At 63.5% G+C, this 19,918-nt stretch carries 17 protein-coding genes and 1 pseudogene; 8 read left to right on the top strand and 10 right to left on the bottom strand.

Annotated features, from left to right (window positions below; all coding sequences use genetic code 11):
• Positions 1–4: 4 nt before the first annotated feature.
• Together AB0N24_RS24690 and AB0N24_RS24695 are read right to left on the bottom strand one after the other, a co-directional pair.
• The gene (locus tag AB0N24_RS24690; RefSeq protein ID WP_364130392.1) at positions 5–478 is read right to left on the bottom strand and encodes a MaoC family dehydratase; all 474 of its coding nucleotides are present in this window, start codon (positions 476–478) and stop codon (positions 5–7) included.
• Positions 479–664: 186 nt separating this feature from the next.
• A complete protein-coding gene (locus AB0N24_RS24695; protein WP_364130395.1) occupies positions 665–1,873 on the bottom strand; it encodes a CaiB/BaiF CoA-transferase family protein in 1,209 nt (402 codons plus the stop codon).
• A gap of 146 nt (positions 1,874–2,019) precedes the next feature.
• On the opposite strand from AB0N24_RS24695, the gene AB0N24_RS24700 reads away from it, so the two are divergent.
• The 6 genes from AB0N24_RS24700 (at position 2,020) to AB0N24_RS24725 (ending at position 9,089) form a co-directional block, all read left to right on the top strand.
• Positions 2,020–2,979 (top strand): CoA ester lyase, encoded by a 960-nt coding sequence (locus AB0N24_RS24700; protein WP_364130398.1) that lies wholly within the window; start codon positions 2,020–2,022, stop codon positions 2,977–2,979.
• A 10-nt stretch (positions 2,980–2,989) separates the two neighbouring features.
• Positions 2,990–4,945 carry an AMP-binding protein gene (locus tag AB0N24_RS24705; RefSeq protein WP_364130401.1) on the top strand — a complete coding sequence of 652 codons (1,956 nt, stop codon included), beginning with the start codon at positions 2,990–2,992 and terminating at the stop codon, positions 4,943–4,945.
• Positions 4,942–6,108, top strand: a complete 1,167-nt coding sequence (locus AB0N24_RS24710) for an acyl-CoA dehydrogenase family protein (protein ID WP_364130403.1) — start codon at positions 4,942–4,944, stop codon at positions 6,106–6,108. Before AB0N24_RS24705 ends, AB0N24_RS24710 begins: the two co-directional genes overlap by 4 nt.
• A gap of 1 nt (position 6,109) precedes the next feature.
• Complete coding sequence (gene fabG / locus AB0N24_RS24715) at positions 6,110–6,877, top strand: 3-oxoacyl-ACP reductase FabG (RefSeq protein ID WP_364130405.1); 768 nt, start codon at positions 6,110–6,112, stop codon at positions 6,875–6,877.
• Positions 6,878–6,918: 41 nt separating this feature from the next.
• Positions 6,919–8,130 carry an acetyl-CoA C-acetyltransferase gene (locus AB0N24_RS24720; RefSeq protein WP_364130408.1) on the top strand — a complete coding sequence of 404 codons (1,212 nt, stop codon included), beginning with the start codon at positions 6,919–6,921 and terminating at the stop codon, positions 8,128–8,130.
• A gap of 113 nt (positions 8,131–8,243) precedes the next feature.
• Positions 8,244–9,089, top strand: coding sequence for an acyl-CoA thioesterase domain-containing protein (locus AB0N24_RS24725; protein ID WP_364130410.1), 846 nt, complete (start codon positions 8,244–8,246; stop codon positions 9,087–9,089).
• 1,356 nt (positions 9,090–10,445) lie between these two features.
• On the opposite strand, the gene AB0N24_RS24730 is transcribed toward AB0N24_RS24725, so the two are convergent.
• From AB0N24_RS24730 to AB0N24_RS24750, 5 genes are all read right to left on the bottom strand, one after another.
• Entirely contained in the window at positions 10,446–11,366 is a 921-nt protein-coding gene (locus AB0N24_RS24730; protein ID WP_364130413.1) for a cytochrome b/b6 domain-containing protein, read from the bottom strand.
• A gap of 451 nt (positions 11,367–11,817) precedes the next feature.
• Entirely contained in the window at positions 11,818–12,801 is a 984-nt protein-coding gene (locus AB0N24_RS24735) for an electron transfer flavoprotein subunit alpha/FixB family protein (protein WP_364130416.1), read from the bottom strand.
• An 11-nt stretch (positions 12,802–12,812) separates the two neighbouring features.
• Positions 12,813–13,589, bottom strand: coding sequence for an electron transfer flavoprotein subunit beta/FixA family protein (locus AB0N24_RS24740; protein ID WP_364130419.1), 777 nt, complete (start codon positions 13,587–13,589; stop codon positions 12,813–12,815).
• Positions 13,590–13,906: 317 nt separating this feature from the next.
• Entirely contained in the window at positions 13,907–15,328 is a 1,422-nt protein-coding gene (locus AB0N24_RS24745) for an MFS transporter (protein WP_364130421.1), read from the bottom strand.
• Positions 15,321–15,746 (bottom strand): MarR family transcriptional regulator, encoded by a 426-nt coding sequence (locus AB0N24_RS24750; protein WP_364130424.1) that lies wholly within the window; start codon positions 15,744–15,746, stop codon positions 15,321–15,323. Before AB0N24_RS24750 ends, AB0N24_RS24745 begins: the two co-directional genes overlap by 8 nt.
• Before the next feature lie 97 nt (positions 15,747–15,843).
• Here AB0N24_RS24750 and AB0N24_RS24755 point away from each other — a divergent pair.
• Positions 15,844–16,100 (top strand): annotated as a pseudogene (locus AB0N24_RS24755) (thiamine pyrophosphate-dependent enzyme); the annotation flags it as partial.
• A gap of 64 nt (positions 16,101–16,164) precedes the next feature.
• Here the strand turns inward: AB0N24_RS24755 and AB0N24_RS24760 are convergent.
• From AB0N24_RS24760 to AB0N24_RS24770, 3 genes are all read right to left on the bottom strand, one after another.
• Positions 16,165–16,473 carry a hypothetical protein gene (locus tag AB0N24_RS24760; RefSeq protein ID WP_364130426.1) on the bottom strand — a complete coding sequence of 103 codons (309 nt, stop codon included), beginning with the start codon at positions 16,471–16,473 and terminating at the stop codon, positions 16,165–16,167.
• Positions 16,474–16,669: 196 nt separating this feature from the next.
• Positions 16,670–17,458: an SDR family oxidoreductase gene (locus tag AB0N24_RS24765; RefSeq protein ID WP_364130429.1), complete on the bottom strand. Its 789-nt coding sequence runs from the start codon at positions 17,456–17,458 to the stop codon at positions 16,670–16,672.
• Entirely contained in the window at positions 17,455–18,336 is an 882-nt protein-coding gene (locus AB0N24_RS24770) for a helix-turn-helix transcriptional regulator (protein ID WP_364130432.1), read from the bottom strand. Before AB0N24_RS24770 ends, AB0N24_RS24765 begins: the two co-directional genes overlap by 4 nt.
• Before the next feature lie 93 nt (positions 18,337–18,429).
• Between AB0N24_RS24770 and AB0N24_RS24775 the strand changes: the two genes are divergently transcribed.
• Complete coding sequence (locus AB0N24_RS24775) at positions 18,430–19,887, top strand: MFS transporter (protein ID WP_364130435.1); 1,458 nt, start codon at positions 18,430–18,432, stop codon at positions 19,885–19,887.
• Positions 19,888–19,918: the final 31 nt, after the last annotated feature.

A 19,918-nucleotide genomic window follows, 5' to 3' on the forward strand; every position in this document is an offset into this window, starting at 1 on the left:
TGTGTCAGGCAACCGAGGCACCCTCGACGGCTGCCCTCTTGAACATCAGGCCGGCCCGATGGCAGTCAACAACGATCTCATCACGCTGGTTGATGCCGAGGTGGCGGAAAAACACGATGCCCGAGTCGTTGCGGCTCTTCGACTCGCGTTTGCTCACTATCTCGGTCCGGACATGGATGGTGTCGCCATAGAAGACCGGCTTGGGGAACGTGGTCTCTTGGAAGCCGAGGTTGCCCAGCGTCGTGCCCTGGGTGGTGTCCTGCATCGAGATGCCGGTCACGAGGCCGAGGGTGAAGAGGCTGTTAACGAGCGGCTGTCCATAGATTGATGCCTTGGCGTACTCCGCGTCGATGTGCAGCGGGGCCAGATTCAGGGTCATCGCGCAGAAGGTGATGTTGTCCGACTCGGTGACTGTGCGCCGCGTCGGGTGCTCGATGACGGTACCGGGTTCGAACTCCTCGTAGTAAAGGCCAGCCATGGCAGTTCCTTTCGATGATGACGTGTTGCCAGCTGACAGCACGACGATGTGGGTAGTGAGTAAACAGGGCGGGCACCAGACATAGCTGGAGCAAGCCTTTTATGCATAATATAAAATCTATTGGTTAAGAACAAGCAACTATTCCCGCAGGCCGCCCCGATCGACGAGCCTTCCTTGCGGATGCCGTCAGATTCGAGAGGCTTCTACTTTCGTGTTCCGGTCCGCGCCTGAGTAGAGGACCCCGTTCTCGATGAGATCATCTACACGCGCGTCTTCGTACACCTCGGCCGCGATCTCGCGGGTGTGCTGACCGACTTTCGGGGCGGGTACGTCCCGGGCGGGGCGGACGCCGTCGAAGCGCCACGGTGGCCGAACTTGGGTAACGCCATTGCGTTCCGGTTCGTACAGGTCAAGCCACTGCATCTGCGGGTCAGTGCGGAGTTGGGAGATGGTGTTCACGGGTGAGAACGGTACGTCGAATTCAATCAGGAGCCGTTCCCAGTCTGCCGCCGGTTTTTTGAGGAACTCGTCCGCGATGATCGGGGCGAGTTCGAAGTAGTTCTCAACGCGTGCGGTATAGGTGGCGAAGCGCGGATCGGTCTTCAGCTCCGGGCGGCCCACCGCCTGGATCAAAGACTCGAAGAATTTCTGGGAGGAGGACACGTGAATCGTGATGAACTCCTTGCCTGCAGTTTTCAGGCAGAATGTCAGAGCCTGCGGGTGGCGGGTCTGGCGGCTCGGGTCCACCGACCTGTTTTCGAACAGTTGAGTCATGGCGTCCACGGTGATGGCGCTGACAGCCTCGGCGATCGAGGTTTCGACGTGCTGCGCACCCGAGGTATGTACCCGACCGACCAGCGCGGCAAGGACGCCGGTGGCGGTCGAAAGTCCGGTGACCAGGTCGGCGAGGCAGGTGCCGGTGGGCTGCATATTTCCCTCGTCGCTGAGAACGGCGATAACGCCGCCGAAAGCCTGGCCGATCATGTCATACGCCGGGCGTTGGGCCAGCGGTCCACCATTGCCGAATCCGGTGACGGAGACATAGACAATGTCCGGGCGAAGCAGCGCGCAGTCAACCTTGCCGAGGCCGAGTGCATCCATTTTTCCTGGGCGGATGTTCTCGACGATGACGTCGAATTTCGGGATTAGCTCCTTGACGAGAGCGATCCCCTCGGGGGTCTTGAGGTCGACCGAAAGCGAACGCTTGCCGCCGTTGTACTGGATGAAGTAGGGACTCTGGTCGTCGACGCCGCGCCGGAAGTCCTCGCCAATCACCGGACGTTCGACCTTGACGACGTCCGCGCCTAAAGCGGCGAGGATCGACGTCGCATATGGGGCGGCAATATACCCGCCGAATTCCAAAACCCGGATACCTGTTAAAGGCTTGTTCTGCATCGATGACCTCATCGTCGTACTAGGAAGGGGTAGAGCGCCCGAAGGCGACTGCCACAGTCGAATATATACATTGTCCTCGTCCTGCGCGGCACAACACGATGGCTGGAGCGTTGTATTGTGTCCATAAGATATATTGTGTACGATCAATGAAAATTGCACAACTGAGGAGAATGATGAGACCACTTCGCTCACTGCTGTTCGTGCCTGGACACCGCGGGACCTGGGTTGAGAAGGCTATCGCCGCAGGCGTTGACGGCCTTCTGCTGGATATGGAGGACTCGGTTCCGGCCGACCTCAAGCAGGAAGCTCGCGAGGAGGTCGCTCGATCGATTGCTCGTGTACGCGCATCAGGTTCCGACATCCCGATCTACGTCCGCGTAAACGCCCTCGAGACCGGCATGGCCGGCGATGACATCGAGGCGGTGGTGATCCCTGGACTGGACGGACTCAGCCTGCCCAAGACCTACGGCCCCGACGATATCGTGAGGTTCGACGCCCTCGTGACGCATTTCGAGCGCCGCAACTGTGTCACGCCCGGCACCATCGAGTTCATCTGCAATCTCGAGACTGCCGAGGCCTATGCCACTTGCGACCAGATAGCGGTCGCGTCACCACGCGTCGCGACGCTCTTCGCCGGCACGGCCCGCGACGCGGATGTGTCCCGCTCGATCGGGTTCCAGTTCACTCCGGAGGGGACCGAAACGCTCTACCTGCGCAGCAAAGCGCTCTTGGCCGCCCGTGCGGCCGGCATCGAGTTCCCGCTTGTCGGCTTATGGCAGGACCTGGCCGATCCCGAGGGAGCTCGGCGCTTCTCGGAGCAGAACCGCCAGCTCGGATTCCGCGGCCAGGTGCTCATCCATCCCTCGCACGTCGCGGTGGCAAATGAGGTATTCAGCCCTTCGGCGTTTGAGATCGCGTTCTACACGGGGATGATCGAGGCGTTCGAGAAGGCAGTGGCCAACGGAGCCGCGGCGGTCTTGTACGAGGGCATGCACGTCGACTACGCGCACATCAAGACCGCGCGCGAAGTGCTGGAGTACGATCGCCTGCTCGGCGAGCGAACCACGGAAGCGGTCCTCGATGCCGCTTCGTCGGTGGCCGGGTAAGGGGCGCCAGATGCGAGGCACATCTGAGTTTGGCGCTTCAGGAGACCCGGTCTGGATTCCCGGGAAAGATGTCCGCGACCGAAGCCGGCTGCTGGCCGCGATGCGGCGCTGGGGCATGGCGAGCCTGGAAGCACTCCACGCACGGTCAATCGACGATCCCGAGTGGTTTTGGCGTGCCGTCGTGGAAGACCTTCGGATAGACTTCGCGACGCCGTTCGAGCGGGTCCGCGATGACAGCGAGGGCAAACCGCTTCCGCGCTGGTTCGTCGGCGGACACGTCAACGCCGCTTCACTCTGTGCGCACCGGCATGCGGCGGGGCCGCTCGCAGGCAAGGAAGCCGTCGTTTACGAGGGTGACAGCGGGGTGCGCCGTTCCCTGACGTATGCCGAACTGGACGCACAAGTCCGGAAGCTTGCCGGCAACCTGGCAGAGCTGGGTGTGCGCCGCGGAGACCGGGTAGTGCTCTTCATGCCGGTCGTCCCGGAAGCGCCTGTCGCCTTCCTGGCCTGCGCGATGCTCGGTGCGATCTCCGTTCCGGCATTCTCCGGATATGGCGCCGAGGCGCTCGCCACGCGGCTGCGTGACTCGGAGGCAGTGGTCCTCATTACGGCGGACGGCACCACCCGGCGCGGCAAGCGGATCCCCATGAAGGACACCGCGGACGAGGCCCTGAAAACGGCGCCCGGTGTAAAGCACGTCATCGTCGTCCGGCACCTCGGCGACGGCGCAGCGATGACGGCAGGCCGGGACCTTTACCTGGACGAACTCAACAGCGACCCAGCCCCTGTTGAGACCGCCGAGACCGGGTCAAACGACCCCCTCACCATCATTTACACCTCCGGCACGACCGGGGCTCCGAAGGGAATCGTTCATTCCCACGCCGGATTCCTTGTCAAGGCCGCAACCGATTTCGCCTACGGTTTCGACATCCACGAGGACGACGTCGTCGCCTGGATCACGGACATGGGGTGGATGCTTGGTCCGCTCATGATCATGGGCGGCCTCCAACTTGGCGCGACGCTCGTCATGACTGAGGGCGTGCCCGACTTCCCCACCCCGCAGCGGCTGTGGGAGGTCGCCGAACGTAATCGGGTGACCTTCCAAGGAATCGCCCCGACTGCGGCGAGGGCAGTCATGGCACGCAATGACGTGGTGACTGCCGATTTGAGTTCAGTTCGCAGCTTCGCGTCGACGGGGGAACCTTGGGACGAACACACGTGGCAGTGGCTTTTTGAAACGGTGGGAGACAGTAAGCGTCCCATCATCAACTACAGCGGCGGCACGGAGACCGGCGGCGGCATCCTGGTTAGTTATCCGTTCCTTCCCATGCATTTGGGTGGGTTCAACGGTCCGCTGCCGGGGATGGACGTGGCTGTCCTTGATCAGAACGGCGAAGTTGTCCTTGGTGAGATCGGCGAACTGTCGGTCCTCAATACCTGGCCAGGCATGACACACGCGTTCTGGCAGAACAGGGACCGGTATTTGGAGACCTACTGGAAACGCTGGGATGGAGTCTGGGTCCATGGTGACCTTGCAAGCGTCGAATCCGGCGTCGGCTGGAAGCTTTTCGGACGCTCGGACGACACCATCAAAGTCTCGGGCCGACGGGTCGGCCCGGGGGAGATTGAGGGCGCGCTGCTGAAGGATCCCCGGATTCTTGACGCCGCAGCCATCGGCGCTCCCGACAAACAGCGAGGACAACACGTGGTGGTGTTCGCCGTTGTCCGCGATGGCGACGTAGACCGCGACGACGTCAGGGCCAGCGCGGAGCGCAACGTTGGCCGAGCGTTCGCGCCGCGCCTCCACTTCGTCGCAACCGTGCCGAAGACCAAGAACGGCAAGATCATGCGCCGGGCGATCCGGGCGAGATACCTCGGCACTCCGCCGGGTGATCTTTCCTCGCTCGACCCGTCCACCCCGCTTCACGACATCCCCATCCACGAAGAAATAGGAGACCCACAGTGACCATCACCGAAGAGAAGATCACTCTCGACGAAGTGCGCCAGCACTCCCGCGAGATCGCCCGTAGGTTCGATTTGGACTACTGGCGGGAGAAAGACAGCAAGCCAGAGTACCCCTGGGAGTTCGTTAAGGCCTTTGCCGAAGCCGGCTGGCTCGGGGCGATGATTCCGGAGGAGTATGGCGGCCTCGGGTTGGGTCTCCAGGAGGCGGCAGTCATGCTTTCAGAGGTGGCGGGTTCCGGTGCCGGCGCTGCAGGCGCCTCAGCCATCCACTTTTACATCTTCCCGCCGGGCCCGATCCTGCGCCACGGTTCAGAGGATATGAAACGGAAGTACCTGCCGAAGATTGCCAAGGGTGAGCTGCTCATGGCGTTCGGCGTGACCGAACCGAATGCGGGCGTTGACACCTCGCGCATCACAACGAAGGCCGTCAAGACCGACGGCGGCTGGGTGGTCAACGGTCACAAGATCTGGATCACCAACGCCCAGAACGCGCACCGTATTCTGCTGCTTGCCCGGACCTCGCCGCGCACGGAGGAACGCCCGTTCGATGGCATGACCCTGTTCTTCACCGATCTGAATCGCGAACGCATCACGGTGCGGGAGATTGAGAAGCTCGGACGGGCCGCCGTCGACTCCAACGAACTCTTCATCGACAACCTGGAAGTGCGCGACGACGAGGTGGTCGGAGAAGTTGGCAAAGGCTTTTCCTACCTGCTCGACGGCCTGAATCCAGAGCGGATCGTAGTAGGCATGGAGCAGCTCGGCTTGGGTAGGGCCGCACTCGAAGTAGCCACCAAGTACGCCAAAGAGCGAATTGTCTTCGATCGTCCCATCGGCAAGAACCAGGCGGTGGCGCATCCGCTTGCCGACTCGTGGATAAGGCTCAAAGCGGCCGAACTGGTATCAATGGACGCGGCTGCCCTTTACGACGCGCACCAACCCTGCGGCCCTGAAGCCAACGCCGCGAAGTTCCTGGGAAGCGAAGCAGGGTTTGAGGCCTGCGACCGTGCGATGCAGACACTTGGCGGCTACTCATACGCCAAGGAATACCACGTCGAACGGTTCTGGCGTGAGTCGCGTCTGCTTAAGATCGCACCTGTCTCCCAGGAGATGGTGCTGAACTACATCTCCACGAAGGTGCTGGGCCTTCCGAGGTCCTACTGACATGAGCGGGACCACTGAGCCGGCGTCGCAACTCTTGAGGGGCCGGACTGCCATCGTAACGGGCGGCGGGCAGGGCATCGGCCTCGCCATCGCCGAGAAGTTTCTCGCACACGGGGCGAGCGTGCTGGTTGCCGATGTTGACGGGGAGAAGGCGGCGGAGGCAATTGCGCCTCTCGCCCGAGCTGGCGGGAACATCGCCGCGCAGCGCTGTGACGTCACGGTGGAAGATGACCAGACGCTGCTGGTCCAGGCTTGCCTTGACCGCTTCGGTCGCGTCGACATCCTCGTGAACAATGCAGGCGTCACCCGGGACGGATACATCAGCAAGCTCAGTGAGTTTGACTACGACCTGGTCCTCGACGTGAGCCTGAAGGGCGCCTGGCTTGGAATGAGGGCGGTCGCACCACTTTTCCGTGGGCAAGGCGGCGGTGCGATCGTCAACATGTCTTCCCTCTCAGGCAAGGTCGGCAACCCGGGCCAGACCAACTACAGTGCGGCGAAGGCCGGCCTGATCGGGCTTACCAAGGCCGGCGCCAAGGAACTGGGCCCATCCGGTGTGCGGGTGAACGCCGTCCAGCCCGGGCTGGTCCGCACCGCGATGACGCTGTCGATGAAGCCGGAGATTTACGCAGCGAAGGAAGCGGAAGTCCCTCTCGGCAGAGCAGGGCTTCCGGATGAAGTGGCCGACGCTGTGGTGTTCCTGGCCTCGCCGATGGCGTCATACATCAACGGCGCCGTCCTCGAAGTCACGGGCGGCCGCGGCATCTAGATGCAAGTCATGAGGAAAACAATGAAGAAAGTGAGCATCCCATGCGCGATGCAGTGATCTGTGAGCCGTTGCGCACCCCGGTCGGACGATACGGCGGAGTGTTCAAAGACGTACCCGCGGTGGATCTCGCCGCGGCCGTCCTGAAGGAGCTGGTCAGCCGGACCGGGATCGAGGGCGGCGATGTCGACGACGTCATCTTCGGACAGTGCTACCCGAACGGAGAAGCGCCCGCAATCGGCCGCGTCGCCGCGCTCGACGCTGGCCTTCCGGTCACGGTGCCGGGGATCCAGCTGGACCGCCGCTGCGGATCTGGCCTCCAGGCGGTCATCGACGCCGCCATGCGCGTGCAGACCGGTGTGGCGGACCTCGTCATCGCCGGCGGCGCGGAGAGTATGAGCCAGTCCGAGCACTATGCGCTCGGAGGGCGGTTCGGGTTCAAAGGAGACTCGACGCCGTTCATGGACAGGATTGCACGTGGCCGCGTTACTGCGGGCGGTCGTTTCTACCCGGTGGCCGGCGGAATGCTGGAGACCGCAGAGAACCTGCGCAAAGAGTATTCCGTCAGCCGTGAGGAGCAGGACCGTCTTGCCTACAACTCGCACATGAACGCCATCTCCGCGCATGACGAGGGGCGCTTCGCCGACGAGATCGTACCAGTGACAGTGTCTGGCCGAAGGGGCGATACCGTCGTCGAGCGGGACGAGCACCCGCGGCCGGAAATTTCCCTCGAGGCCCTTGCGGCACTCAAGCCGGTCAGGCGGTCCATTGACCCCGAATCAACGGTTACGGCCGGCAATGCAAGCGGACAGAATGACGGCGCTGCCGCCTGCATCGTGACAACCCCGGAACGCGCCGCGCAGCTGGGGCTTCGTCCCCTGGCACGACTGGCCACTTGGGCTGTTGCAGGCGTGGAACCATCGCGCATGGGAATCGGGCCGGTACCGGCTACCGAGTTGGCGCTTGCCAGGGCAGGTCTGGGCCTGAAGGACATGGATCTCATCGAGCTGAACGAGGCATTTGCCGCGCAGGCTCTCGCCGTCACCAAAGCGTGGGGCTTCGCAGAGTCTGACTTCGAACGCTTCAACGTCAACGGCTCAGGAATCTCACTCGGGCACCCGGTGGGCGCCACCGGCGTCCGCATCCTCGCCACGATGCTGCGGGAGCTGGAGCGTCGGGAGGGCCGTTATGCCTTGGAGACGATCTGCATCGGCGGCGGCCAGGGTATCGCAGCCGTTTTCGAGCGGATGAGTTGATCAAAACCCCGTTTCAAGCTCCGTAGTCTTTGCCAACCAGATCAGGCGCCGGCCACCCCACAAGCGATCGATACTCGTGGGGTGGCCGCGCGTATAGGAAAGGTGCAATACCGATGACAGGTCCCGCTTTCTTTCGGCTCGGACAGGACGGTGAGGTCCTCCTGCCCGAGCCCATCTCTGGCAGCGGATGGGACGGTGGGCAGTTAAGGGGGATGGCGGTGAGCGGCGCGCTGGCGCGCGCGACTGAGCAGGTGGTCAGCAGCCTCCGGATGGAGAACCTGCGCCCGGCGAGGTTTACGCTCGACCTTTACAAACCGGCGCTCCAGGTCCCGACAATTATCAGTACCAACGTTGTCAGGCAAGGCCGCAGGTTATGCCTCGTTGATGCCGCCTTTGTGCAGGGCGGCAAGCCAGTGGCCCGATCTGTCACCCTGTACCTGAAGGCCGGGGAGACGCCGTCGGGGGCAGTCTGGTCACCTGGCCGGCATCCAGTGCCGCCGCCTCACCACCTGCGCCCAGAGGCCGAGGACCTGCGCCTCTACTACGGCGAGGAAGCCGGTTGGAGCCCAACACCTTCCGCACAGCACTCCGCGGACCGAAAGCAGTCGTGGCACTTCGCAATGCCGATCGTCGAGGGTGAACCTCTTACGCCCTTTCAAATGGCGGCGTCCATCGCGGACGTTTCGAACGTGGTCTCGAACTGGGGGAGTGGCGGGCTGCAGTTCATCAATGCCGACGTGACGCTGGCGCTCGCCCGCCTCCCAACCGAGCTGGAGTTCGGGCTCTCGGCTGTAGACAGGGTAGAGGCCGACGGACTGTCGGTGGGAACGGCGGTAATGTTTGACCGTGCGGGCGTCTTCGGCACGACAACTGTCCTAGGCCTTGCGAACGCATTGCGCAGTGTGGATCCACGGACGCGCGCCAGGCTTGTTGGGCACGAGGCCGCACCAATAGCCTAGTTGTGCTGGAACCGTATCCGGCCTGGGCGGGGGCACTGATTGTGCTCCCGCCCAGGCTGCCTGTGGTTGTGGTGGCGGGTATGAAACTCGAATAGTCGGGTTAGGCATCCGGCGTATCTGCAGGTGACCCTGAGAAGCGGCGTCTTCGTTGTGGCGAGGAGTGCATCATTCACGATCCTCCTCCGTTCACCGGGTGAGAGTGGCGAGACAGTTGAGCGCTTTTACTCGTTCGATCTGAGTGATGATCGGTTACGCTGCCGCGGGGTTCCGCCGGGTGAGAGTCGCCACGACCCCTCAAAAGGATCGATATACGGAGACCAGGGGTGCCATTTAGCGCTGCGAGAATGCCGCCACCTACTTCACACCGGACCGGCAAACAGGAGTGTGCTGTGAGGGACCGGCTTGGGGACGTCCTTCTGACCTTGGATGAGGGCGTGAAAGACTCCAATCCATGGTGACCGCTGTGCATTACTTCGCGACTCTTGAAGATCAGATGATGCGGCTCGACTATATGGGCGAGCCAGCCAAGGTGACCTTGCATCCATGGCCGGTAAGTACTAGTCCTCTCAGTGCCTTGAGCCGGGAAGATGCTTTGGAACGATCGCGCGTGATGGCAGTCGTCGGTTTGCCCGTTCCCGTGTGCATGGGCGACCCTGCACCGTTGCACTCCCGGAAGCGCTAGAGGCACTCGAAGAGCATGCGTGGTCGCGAACTGCGAAGCTGTCGAAGTCCTCCGCAATTTGTCGAAGTCGGCTGCGTCCCCGAAAGACTGAGGAACCAGGGAAATGGTGTCGCCCGGCGACATCGTGTGGCTGGATACGTCACCGGACGGCGAACCGATTGGTGAAGCGGTACTCCGCCGGGAATCCGACTAAATCGCAGCCATCAGAGCCCTCCGCATTCGGAATGGGAATAGAGCGGTGCAAAAACTGACAGTGACCTCGTCATTCGAATCTAAGACGTTCACGCGCTTGTCGCATGTCGGAACCCGCATACGACCACCACGGCCCCTCAATAAACGTGCCGTCAGTCCGATGGTCCTAATATCCAGTCCTAGGATCAATCTGCCTGCGAGTGCAAGTGCCTCGGTTACGACCGGGGCTTGGGAAGCCGGCCAATAAATTCACCGCTTGGCTCGCAGTGTGCTCCGCTTTGAAGATTCGATGGAAGGAACGAAAGGTCATCGACGGTCATAACTGGACCGTAAGGGTTTGAAGCCAGGACTTTGCGTCACTCGACCGCGCCCACAAGCCGATTGACCCTCGAGCACGAGGGGTTACATTTAGCGCTGCGAAAACGCTTCCACTTACCGCCGCTATCCACACCTCTTGTGCCCGGGACATCGACCGTGAGGCTTCAGCGCCCGAGCTTTCCGGTGAGCTGGGCGATCGGTGCCAACACGAGTGGCCGTGCGGCGAACACTGCGCCCGCCATCACAACCAGGGAGGCGAAGAAGATCCAGAACCCAGCCCAACTTCCTGAGTCCTGGGCTGCATACATGTGGTTCAGGTTGCGCAAGGCACCGGTGGCGAGCACCAGCGTCACATGCGCGACGACGAAGAGCACGAAGTAGAGCATGACAGGGAAATGGATGGCGCGTGCCAACTCGATCGGATAAACCTTATTGAGCCGCGTTGCACGGATTGGCCACGCACCGGACATGCGGATGCCGGTGATGGCTGCCAGGGGCGCGGCCACGAAGATAGTGAGGAAGTAAGCGAGCAGTTGCAGGCTGTTGTAGTTGACCCACCCGTTCTCCGTTGGCCAGTCCAGGGAAAGGTACTGCAGAGCGGCAGAGACGGCGTTGGGGATGACCTCCCAGGACGTGGGAACAACACGCACCCACTGGCCGGTTGCGAACAGCAGAACGATGAAGACTACACCGTTGATGATCCACAAGGCGTCGAACGTAAGGTGCGCCCATAGGGTCAGGCTGATCTTCTTCGGCGGGTTCTTGGTCTTCAGGAGTCCTTTGTTGTTGCGCTCCCACATCGCGGGCGGCCGCTTCTGGGTGCGCACCTGCCATCCCGTCCGGATGATCAGGACGATGAAGAACGCGTTGAGGAAGTGCTGCCAGCCCAACCACGCAGGCAATCCGACGGGCGCCCCCTCGGGAAGGTGCGTTTCACCCGGATAGGTACTGAGGAAGTCCTTCATGAACTCCAGCGAGACGAACCAGCGGGCGCCCAGAACAGTCACCGCCACAACTGCAATAAGGCCAAGGACACCAAGGGTGATAGTCCGGCGCTTCTTGGCCGAAGAAGGTTCCTTCTGCATCGGGGGTGGCGTCGGCGCCGTCGTTTGGATCCGATCAGTTGGGGCCGGCCCTGCGACGGATTTCTCCGCCGCGACCTTTCCCGCGGACACGGCGGCCCCTTCGGCCTTCGCCACTGCCGGGGCGTCCCCAGCCCGTGGAAGACCGGATCGACGCCCGGTGCCGGGCGACGTCGTCGTACTCGAATCGGTTGCCGCTGGTGCAGCGGCCCCCTCCACGGAAGCTGCCGATGCCGCCTGGTCGGCGGTTCTCGGCAAGCCAGCGCGCCTACCCGGGCGGGCAACCGGAGCCGCCGGGACTGCAACGACCTCCGGCTGCAAACCTGTGCCCAATGGTGGAGCCACCTCGTTGGTTACCTTCGCGGCCGGTCCCTGCGCTGGTTCGCCTGGCCGCCGTGGCAGCCCGCGACGGACCGTTGTGGGCCGGCCCATGCTCCCGTCCTCGCTCACGCCGCTACGCCTTCCGCGCCTCGAGAGCCGAAATCAACTGTGGCACCACTGTGAACAGGTCGCCCACAATTCCGAAGTCGGCAATATCGAAGATCGGGGCATCTGCGTCCTTATTGATCGCAACGATGGTCTTGGCCGTCTGCATACCCGCCCGGTGCTGGATCGCGCCGGAAATGCCCAGCGCAACATAAAGCTGCGGTGACACCGACACTCCGGTCTGGCCCACCTGATGGGTCTGCGGAATGTAGCCCGCGTCGACGGCAGCGCGGGAGGCGCCAACAGCCGCACCCAGCACGTCAGCAAGCTCTCCCACCAACGCAAACTTCTCATCCGAACCCAGGCCGCGCCCACCTGACACAACCTTCCCCGCACCGCGGAGTTCGGGCCTGGTTGAGTTTGAGGTGCTTGCCTCGAAGCCTGTGACGGTAGCGGCGCGCGCGCCGGAAGGAACGACGTCGAGCGTCGAGACCTCCGCTTCGCGGGCTTCGGCGCGGGCGTCGATAGCCCCCTGCCGCACTGTGATGACAGGAGTGCCGACGCTGACTGCAGCGTCAATGTTGTATGCGCCGCCATATACAGAATGCTTGGCGACAATGCCTTCCTCGTCACGCTCGATACCGACAGCATCCACGTTCAAGCCAGAGCGCGTGCGCGCTGCGTAACGGCCAGCGATGTCGCGGCCGTCAATCGAATTGGAGATCAGCACTGCGTCGGGCTGAACCAATGCCGTGGCGGCGGAGAGGGCGTCGAGTACCGGAAGCGTGAGCACGTTCATCGCCTCGGGAACTTCAGCCACCAGCACACGGGCGGCGCCCCACTTGCCCAAGGCTTCCGCGGCAACGCTGCCCTGACCAGGGCCGGTCACCACAAGGGCGACGGGGCTCCCCGCCAAAGCAGCGGCGCCCAGCAAGCCGGCGGCACTCGACTTCACGTTCCCATCGGGATCGACGTCGGCTACAACCAGAATCGAATTATTTGCAAACTCCATAATGTTCCTCCTTAAGCCAGTCGGTTCGTGACCAAAAACTCGACCAATTGACTGGCAGCATCGCCCTCGTCAACGATCTTCACTCCAGCCTGGCGCGCGGGGCGCTCGGCGACGGCTATCAGGATCGATCGCCCAGCAGACTCGTCTGCGGCATCAACACCGAGCTCGGGGAGCGAGAGTGTCTCCAACGGCTTCTTCTTCGCCGCCATGATGCCCTTGAAATTCGCGAACCGGGCTGCGGCCAATGCCTCAGTCACGGAGATGACGGCGGGGAGCTCGGCCTGCACGGAAACCACACCGGACTCAGTCAAACGCACTCCGCTCACTGCCGAGTCGCTGATAGTCACAGAGCTCAGGCTCGTCAGATGCGGCACACCCAGCAGTTCCGCGAGCATCGCGGGAAGAACGCCGCCGGATCCGTCTGTAGAGAGGTTTCCGGCGATCACCAGGTCGAACTGCCCGCGCCTGAGCGCTGCCGCCAGCACCTCCGCGGTGAGGCTAAGGTCAGCGCCGAGCAGGGCGTCGTCGACGACGTGAACGGCGTTGGTTGCGCCCATCGCCAGACCCTTCCGTAAGGTCGAAACCACCGTCTCAGGTCCCATCGACAGAAGCGTCACCTCGGTTCCGGGATGCCCGTCGGCGTGTGAGAGTGCCACCTCCAGCGCGCGCTCACCGATCTCGTCGAGGACGGCGTCTGTGGCACCCCGGTCCGCCAGTCCGGTTTGCAGGTCAAGCTTGCGCTCGCCATATGTGTCCGGAACTTCTTTCAGCAAGACAGCAATTCTCATCCGTCCCACACTCCTATCGCACGTTCATTGCGCTTCCAGCCATGGCCTTTTGCCATAGTTGGGCGACTCTCGAAGTGGATGGCGCCCCTTCAATCTGCGTCCGACAAAGCGCACTTGTACCGCAGCGCAGGGCAGTTGGGCGCTTTGATGTGACGACAGATCCACTCTCCAATTTCGAGAGCCGAGCCTCAAACCATTCAAAATATATTATGCATGCTTGGCGCGGGTTGTGTCTAGCCGTCTCTTGAGGCTGGGCGTTTCCTGGCGTTTTCACGCGAGCTCTGGGAGCCGAAGCGCCGTCAGGGGAGAATCGTCCGCTACCGCGCTCCGCGAACCGGGTCAGGCCGCCCGTCGGGTGCCCTGCGCGAACGCTTTACCAGGGTGTGAATGAGCAGGGCGATGAACACCACCATGCATAGGATCGCGCCGATCTCGAGGGTCGTACTTATTCCAGCACCCGTCGGGTGAAGGTCCGGGGCAATGTTCGCGGCGAGAACCGCTCCCGAGACTGCGGTACCGAATGAGCTTCCGACCGTTCGCAGGACCTGATTGAAGCTCACGGAACTGCCCAACTCTGCAGCGGCCACGCTGCGGGCGATCAGCGCCGGCATGGCCGCATAACTCGTTCCCATTCCCAGCCCGAACACCAGCATCCCAATCAGGATCTCCCAAAGTTCCGCGTGGGCAACCCAGAGCAGCATTCCGGCTGCCGCCATCATGCCGGCGCCGATCGGCAGCAGCGTCGCCAAACGGATCCGGTGTGACAGGCGGCGCACCAGCCGGTTCGCAATGAAGCTTCCCACCGACAGGGGGAACATAACGAAACCGGCCCAGAAGACCGGCAGGGCGAGGCCATAGCCGGTGGAGGCGGGGGCTTGGGCAAGGAAGCTGGAAATCGAGAGGCCAATGTACATCGCGGCGCCCAGCCCGACCGCCGTACCGTTGGCCAGCCGTACTTGCCCGATCCGGAGGACTCGAAGGTTTATCAACGGATGCCGTGTATGCAGCGCAGCCCTGACCCAAGCGGATAGGACGGCTGCCGCGAAGACGAAGGCGCCGATGCTCAACGGTGAGCTCCATCCCCAGTTCGGCCCTTCACTGACACCCAGAAGCACGGCGCCGAGACCGAGACCCAGCAAACTCGCGCCCGTGTAATCGAATGGGACCCGGGCAGCCCGCTCGTCCGGGCCTGCAGGCACAACGCGAAAGACCACGACGATTGCTGTGATCACGAACAGCGCAGCAAACCAGAACGCGAACCGGAAATCGAAGAGTCCCGCGATTATTCCGGTCAGGGGGTAACCGATCCCGATCCCGGTTGACACGGTCACGGACAGGCTCGAGATGGAGAATTGCACCTTGTTGGCAGCGACGTAGCGGCGGGCCAGGGCGATCGTCACCGGAACAATGCCGTAGGTCAGACCCTGGAGCGCCCGTCCGATCAGAAAAACCGTGAAGTTTGGCGCTACAGCGGCGATGACGGACCCGGCGAGGATGATCGACAGTGCCGACAACAGGAGTCGCTTCTTGTGCGGTCCGTCGCTGAGCCGACCCATAACGGGGGTCGCTACAGCGCCGACCAGGAGGTTGATGGTGAGCATCCACTGCGCCGTACCGACGGAAACGTCCATCTCGCGGGAGATGGTCGGCACCAACAACATGCCCAGCGAGCTCACGATCGCCGTGGACAGCGCTGCGTAAATTAGGGCCCGTATCAAGCGCGGGCGTGGCTCAGCCATCGGAGGCCTCCGACGAAAGCTTACGAAGGATGGGGATGACCGCTTCGAGTTTTTTCTGCTCGTCCGGCGTCAACCGCTCTGCAATGGCCCGGTCAAGCCAGCCGTGACCGGCCGCGGACTCCTGAGCCAGCTTCTGCCGCCCGGCGTCGGTGAGTTCGATCCAGACCCGGCGACGATCCCTTTCATCGGGCACGCGCACAACGAACTGCGAACGTTCGAGTTCACGCGCGGCGAGCGAAATGCCTTGGGGGCTTACCCGCCCGACGATAGCCAGTTCCGAGGTGGTCGCCCGCCCGTGTTCCGCCAGATGGCGGAGTACGCCTAGCTTGCCCGGAGAGATCGTTCGTTCATCATTTAGTCGCCCCAATAGCGGATGCAGCGTCTCGAAGAAGGATTGCGACATTATCTGTTCGGCCATCGCTCAACTATACAAGCAACTTGATAAAGTTGCTTGTATATCTTGCGGTAGCTCGGCCACCTGCCGTCCCCGGGTTGCTGACATGCAGACCTTCGCGCTTGCCACCGCCAGGCAGCACAACGTCCCGGTCACCTGGCTGGTCGTGGACGACGGCGGCTGCGTCATCCTCCGCTAATACGTGGAAGGCGCCTTCGGAAGGCCTTCGCCACCGAACTCGCCCGGCCCGACTTCGTCAAACTCGCCGAAGCCTTCGGGGTGACTGCTGTCTGGGTGGCACAGGAGGATGCGAGGGAGGCGCTGAAGGCGGGCTTCGCCGCGTTCGGCCCGAATGTCGTCGTCGAGACCCTGCTCAAGTCGTGTGGAGTGAAGGCGCGACTGGTCGACCGGTTAGTGCAGGTACTTGGGAACGTCTGGTTCTTCACGTCACGGCGTGCGGTTCAAGCGGGTGACACTCGGGAGCGCGGTAGCCCGGCGCGGAATCGAGGCTGACGCCGCCTGTCGGGCAAACTGCGCTTGCGGGATGGCCCCCCGATGGCGGCGCGGTAATCCGGGCCGCCGGCAGGGCCCGCCGGGAAGAATTAATGTCCGTCAGGCCCCTTTCCGGGACCGCCATCACTTCGCCCATGGTGGCCACCCCGGATAGCAGCGAGATGTTGAGCTGAAGCATGTGGTCCCGTAGGGGCGGCGCTACGCAGGGGCTTACCAGGAACTGGGCGCCGGCGGACACTGCGGCCTCGGCCTGGACGGGGGGAGAGGATGGTGCCGGCGCCCACCGTGGACTTGCGGAGGCGACGAAAATACGTAGCTTTGGAACTAGTGGGCGATGGAGCTGTGCGTGCGGCGGGCTCGCCCCGGACGTTCCTGTTCGGTCCGTGTCCGTGATAACAAGCCTGCCAAGTCAACACAGGCGAGGAGCTTCGACGCTAGGCTTCGGCTCTGTGGCCTCCTGCCGAGATCGTGGCGAGGTCGTCACGGAACATTGCGGGCTCACTCTCCGGGGGGAGGTCCACAATGTCTTCGGCTGCGTCGAGAGATTCGTTTGAGTCTGGGGTGAGTGAGGCAAAAACGGTGGTTAGGTCTTTTTGTTCGGGTCCGTGGTCGGCGATGAGTTCGAGTGTTTTGTGGTTGGCGGCATCGATGTGAAGGCTGTCGATGAGTACGCGGGCGATTTGGTCCCGGGCGATGACGCCGTCTTTGGGTGAGCCGGACTGCCGTTTGTCGCCTTGGAGCATGACGATCTTCCGCTGGTCGGGTTGGTTGTAGTCGAACCAGCCGGGGCGCACGATTGTGTACGGGTTGCCGCTGGCGCGGATGAGCCGTTCGCTGCGCAGCTTCCACTGGGCGTAGGCGAAGCCGGGTCGGGTGGTGCCAATAGCAGTCATCAGGGCAATACGCACCGGGCGGCTGTCCAGCGTCTTGAGGACGTTGGCGACGCCGGCGTAGTCGTTGTCCCGTACGTCGCGTTCGCTGGTGGTGGTCCCGTGGGTGAACACGATCGCGTCGACTCCGTCGACGGCGGGGCCAAGGGTTTCGGGACGGGTCAGGTCACCGATCACAAGGTCCACCTCGTCGGGGAGGATGCGGGCAGCCCGCAACTGGTCCCGCACGAGGGCCCGGACGGCGTAGCCGTGTTGCAGTGCCTCGGCCACTGCGTGGCGTCCGATGCTGCCGGTGGCACCGACGATCAGCACCGTGGAGGGACTGGAGTTCATTTCTTCTCCTTGACTGTGGCCTCTTTTGTTTCGCGCTGGGTGGCGACCCAGCTGGCCAGGACTTTCAGTGCGTCCTCGGAGGGGGTGGCGGGATCTGCTGTGTAGACGTTGATGCGCAGTCCCGGGTCCGCGGGAAGTTCCAGTGCTTCGAAGCTCAAATCGAGGTCGCCAACGATCGGGTGGTGGAGCCGTTTGCGGCCGGTGCGGTGGTGCTTTACGTCGTGACGGGCCCACCGTGTGCGGAACTCCTCGCTGCGGGTCGAGAGTTCACCGATCAGGTCCGTGAGGTCCTTGTCGTAGGGGTTTTTCCCGGCCGTCGAGCGCAGGACCGCGACGACGTCGTCCGCGGCACGCTCCCAGTCGGCGAAGAAGTCCTGCGCTTTCGGATTCAGGAAGGTGAAGCGTGCGCTGTTCGGCGGGGTGGGCACCTCTGCCATCATGTCCAGATAGAGCGCACGGCCCAGCTCGTTGGCGGCGAGGACATCCCCGCGGTCATTGCGGACCCAGGCGGGTGCAGTCGTGATCGCATCAATGACGCGCTGCACGCTGGGCCGCACTGTTTGCGGGCTGCGCTTGCGCCGCACCCGGGGGGAGGCGGTGGCGGCGCGGGCCAGGTCAAAGAGGTGGGCCGTTTCGGCGTCGTCGAGCTTCAGGGCACGCCCAAGCGCTTCGAGGACGCTGTCGGAGGCGCCGGAGAGGTTTCCGCGCTCCAGGCGGATGTAGTAATCGATGCTCATCCCGGCCAGCATGGCGACTTCCTCGCGGCGCAGCCCGGTAACGCGCCGGTTTCCCCCATAGACCGGCAGGCCGGCTTCCTCGGGCGTGATCCTTGCACGGCGGGAGGTCAGGAACTTCCGCACGTCGTCGCTGTGTGTCATGGCATCCACGCTACGCGCGGCTTACCGAACGAGGGAGGCACTGGCGTTACCCGGAACGACCGTGACTCCCGGCCCGGAAGGAATCACGGTTGCATGGAAACCATGAAACCTGAACCCACAACCGCTCCCCGCCCGGCGGCGATCCTGGCGATCATCCTCGCCAGCTACTTCATGATCCTGCTGGACAACTCGGTCATTTTCACTGCCCTGCCCAGCCTGCAGGCTGACCTGCAGCTGTCCACGGGTGAGCTCTCCTGGGTCCAGGACGCTTACACGCTGGTCTTCGGCGGTCTGCTGCTCCTCGGCGCCCGGGCCGGAGACCTGCTCGGCCGGCGGCGGGTCTTCGTGTTCGGTCTGGTGGTGTTCTCGATCGCGTCACTGCTGATCGGCCTGGCACCGGCCGGATGGTGGGCGATCGCAGGCCGGGCAGTGCAGGGTATCGGGGCGGCGATCGTCGCACCCGCTTCGCTGTCCTTGCTCACGGCGAGCTTCCCCGAGGGCCGTGAGCGTACCCGGGCCGTGGCTTTGTATGGCGCTACAGCAGGTATTGGCGCCAGCCTCGGTTTGGTCATCGGCGGGGCGCTGGCCCACTGGATTTCCTGGCGGGCCGGGTTCTTCGTCAACGTGCCCATCGGTGCGGCGATGATCGCCCTGGCTCCGAAGTTCCTCCCCGAAACGGGCCGGGCCAGGGGACGCTTCGACGTGTTCGGAGCCCTCAGCGCGACCCTGGGTGTCGGGGCTCTCGTGTTCGGCATCATCAACACCGCTGAAGCGGGCTGGGACTCGCCGGTCACCGCCACGGCCGTCACGGCCGGCGTCGTACTCCTGATCGTGTTCGTGCTGATCGAACGCAAGGCAGCCCAACCGATCATGCCGCTGCGCCTGTTCGCGAGCCGCCGGCGCACCGGCGCCTACCTGGCCCGCTTCCTCTACCTGGGGGCAATGATCGGGTTCTTCTTCTTCACCACCCAGTTCATGCAGGAAGTGCTCGGCTTCGACCCCCTGCAGGCCGGTCTTGGGTTCCTGCCAATGACGGCGGTGAACTTCGCCGTCGCGATGAGCATCCCGCGTCTCGTGGGGCGGATGCCGGGCTCGGTTCCGCTGCTGGCCGGGATCCTGCTCACCCTCGCCGGGATGTTCTGGCTCAGCCGCGCCGGCCTCGACTCCTCCTACCTGACCGGGGTGGCTTTGCCGATGATCCTCATCGGCGCCGGCCAGGGCCTGGCCTTCGCGCCACTGACCTCCTTCGGCATCATCGGCGCGCCGGCCTCCGATGCCGGGGCAGCGTCGGGCCTGGTGAACACCTTCCACCAAATCGGCACCTGCCTCGGGCTCGGCATCGCGGTCGCCGCCGCAGCAACCGTCGCTTCCGGACCGGCGACGGCGCACCTGGCCGCTCAGGTCAGCATGGCGCTCACAGCAGGCAGCATCCTCCTGCTCCTGGCCCTGGCCGTCACCGCCGCACTCATCCTGCCCGCAGACCTGGCCGCCCGCCGCGCCAGGACGATGCCCGCGGCGCGCCCCGCGGCCCTGGCCGAGACCACCCGCTGAACCACCAACCCCGCATTTCATGGGGGGTACT

The sequence above is a fragment of the Arthrobacter sp. NPDC093128 genome, from assembly GCF_040683875.1.
Taxonomy (GTDB): domain Bacteria; phylum Actinomycetota; class Actinomycetes; order Actinomycetales; family Micrococcaceae; genus Arthrobacter.

What these genes read in the sequence shown, in the direction of transcription:
- AB0N24_RS24745 (WP_364130421.1), bottom strand. Translation starts at nt 15,328, where the DNA reads ATGGCTGAGCCACGCCCGCGCTTGATACGGGCCCTAATTTACGCAGCG.
- AB0N24_RS24740 (WP_364130419.1), bottom strand. Translation starts at nt 13,589, where the DNA reads ATGAGAATTGCTGTCTTGCTGAAAGAAGTTCCGGACACATATGGCGAG.
- AB0N24_RS24775 (WP_364130435.1), top strand. Translation starts at nt 18,430, where the DNA reads ATGGAAACCATGAAACCTGAACCCACAACCGCTCCCCGCCCGGCGGCG.
- AB0N24_RS24720 (WP_364130408.1), top strand. Translation starts at nt 6,919, where the DNA reads ATGCGCGATGCAGTGATCTGTGAGCCGTTGCGCACCCCGGTCGGACGA.
- AB0N24_RS24705 (WP_364130401.1), top strand. Translation starts at nt 2,990, where the DNA reads ATGCGAGGCACATCTGAGTTTGGCGCTTCAGGAGACCCGGTCTGGATT.
- AB0N24_RS24730 (WP_364130413.1), bottom strand. Translation starts at nt 11,366, where the DNA reads ATGCAGAAGGAACCTTCTTCGGCCAAGAAGCGCCGGACTATCACCCTT.
- AB0N24_RS24725 (WP_364130410.1), top strand. Translation starts at nt 8,244, where the DNA reads ATGACAGGTCCCGCTTTCTTTCGGCTCGGACAGGACGGTGAGGTCCTC.
- AB0N24_RS24690 (WP_364130392.1), bottom strand. Translation starts at nt 478, where the DNA reads ATGGCTGGCCTTTACTACGAGGAGTTCGAACCCGGTACCGTCATCGAG.
- AB0N24_RS24735 (WP_364130416.1), bottom strand. Translation starts at nt 12,801, where the DNA reads ATGGAGTTTGCAAATAATTCGATTCTGGTTGTAGCCGACGTCGATCCC.
- AB0N24_RS24765 (WP_364130429.1), bottom strand. Translation starts at nt 17,458, where the DNA reads ATGAACTCCAGTCCCTCCACGGTGCTGATCGTCGGTGCCACCGGCAGC.
- fabG (WP_364130405.1), top strand. Translation starts at nt 6,110, where the DNA reads ATGAGCGGGACCACTGAGCCGGCGTCGCAACTCTTGAGGGGCCGGACT.
- AB0N24_RS24770 (WP_364130432.1), bottom strand. Translation starts at nt 18,336, where the DNA reads ATGACACACAGCGACGACGTGCGGAAGTTCCTGACCTCCCGCCGTGCA.
- AB0N24_RS24700 (WP_364130398.1), top strand. Translation starts at nt 2,020, where the DNA reads ATGAAAATTGCACAACTGAGGAGAATGATGAGACCACTTCGCTCACTG.
- AB0N24_RS24750 (WP_364130424.1), bottom strand. Translation starts at nt 15,746, where the DNA reads ATGGCCGAACAGATAATGTCGCAATCCTTCTTCGAGACGCTGCATCCG.
- AB0N24_RS24695 (WP_364130395.1), bottom strand. Translation starts at nt 1,873, where the DNA reads ATGCAGAACAAGCCTTTAACAGGTATCCGGGTTTTGGAATTCGGCGGG.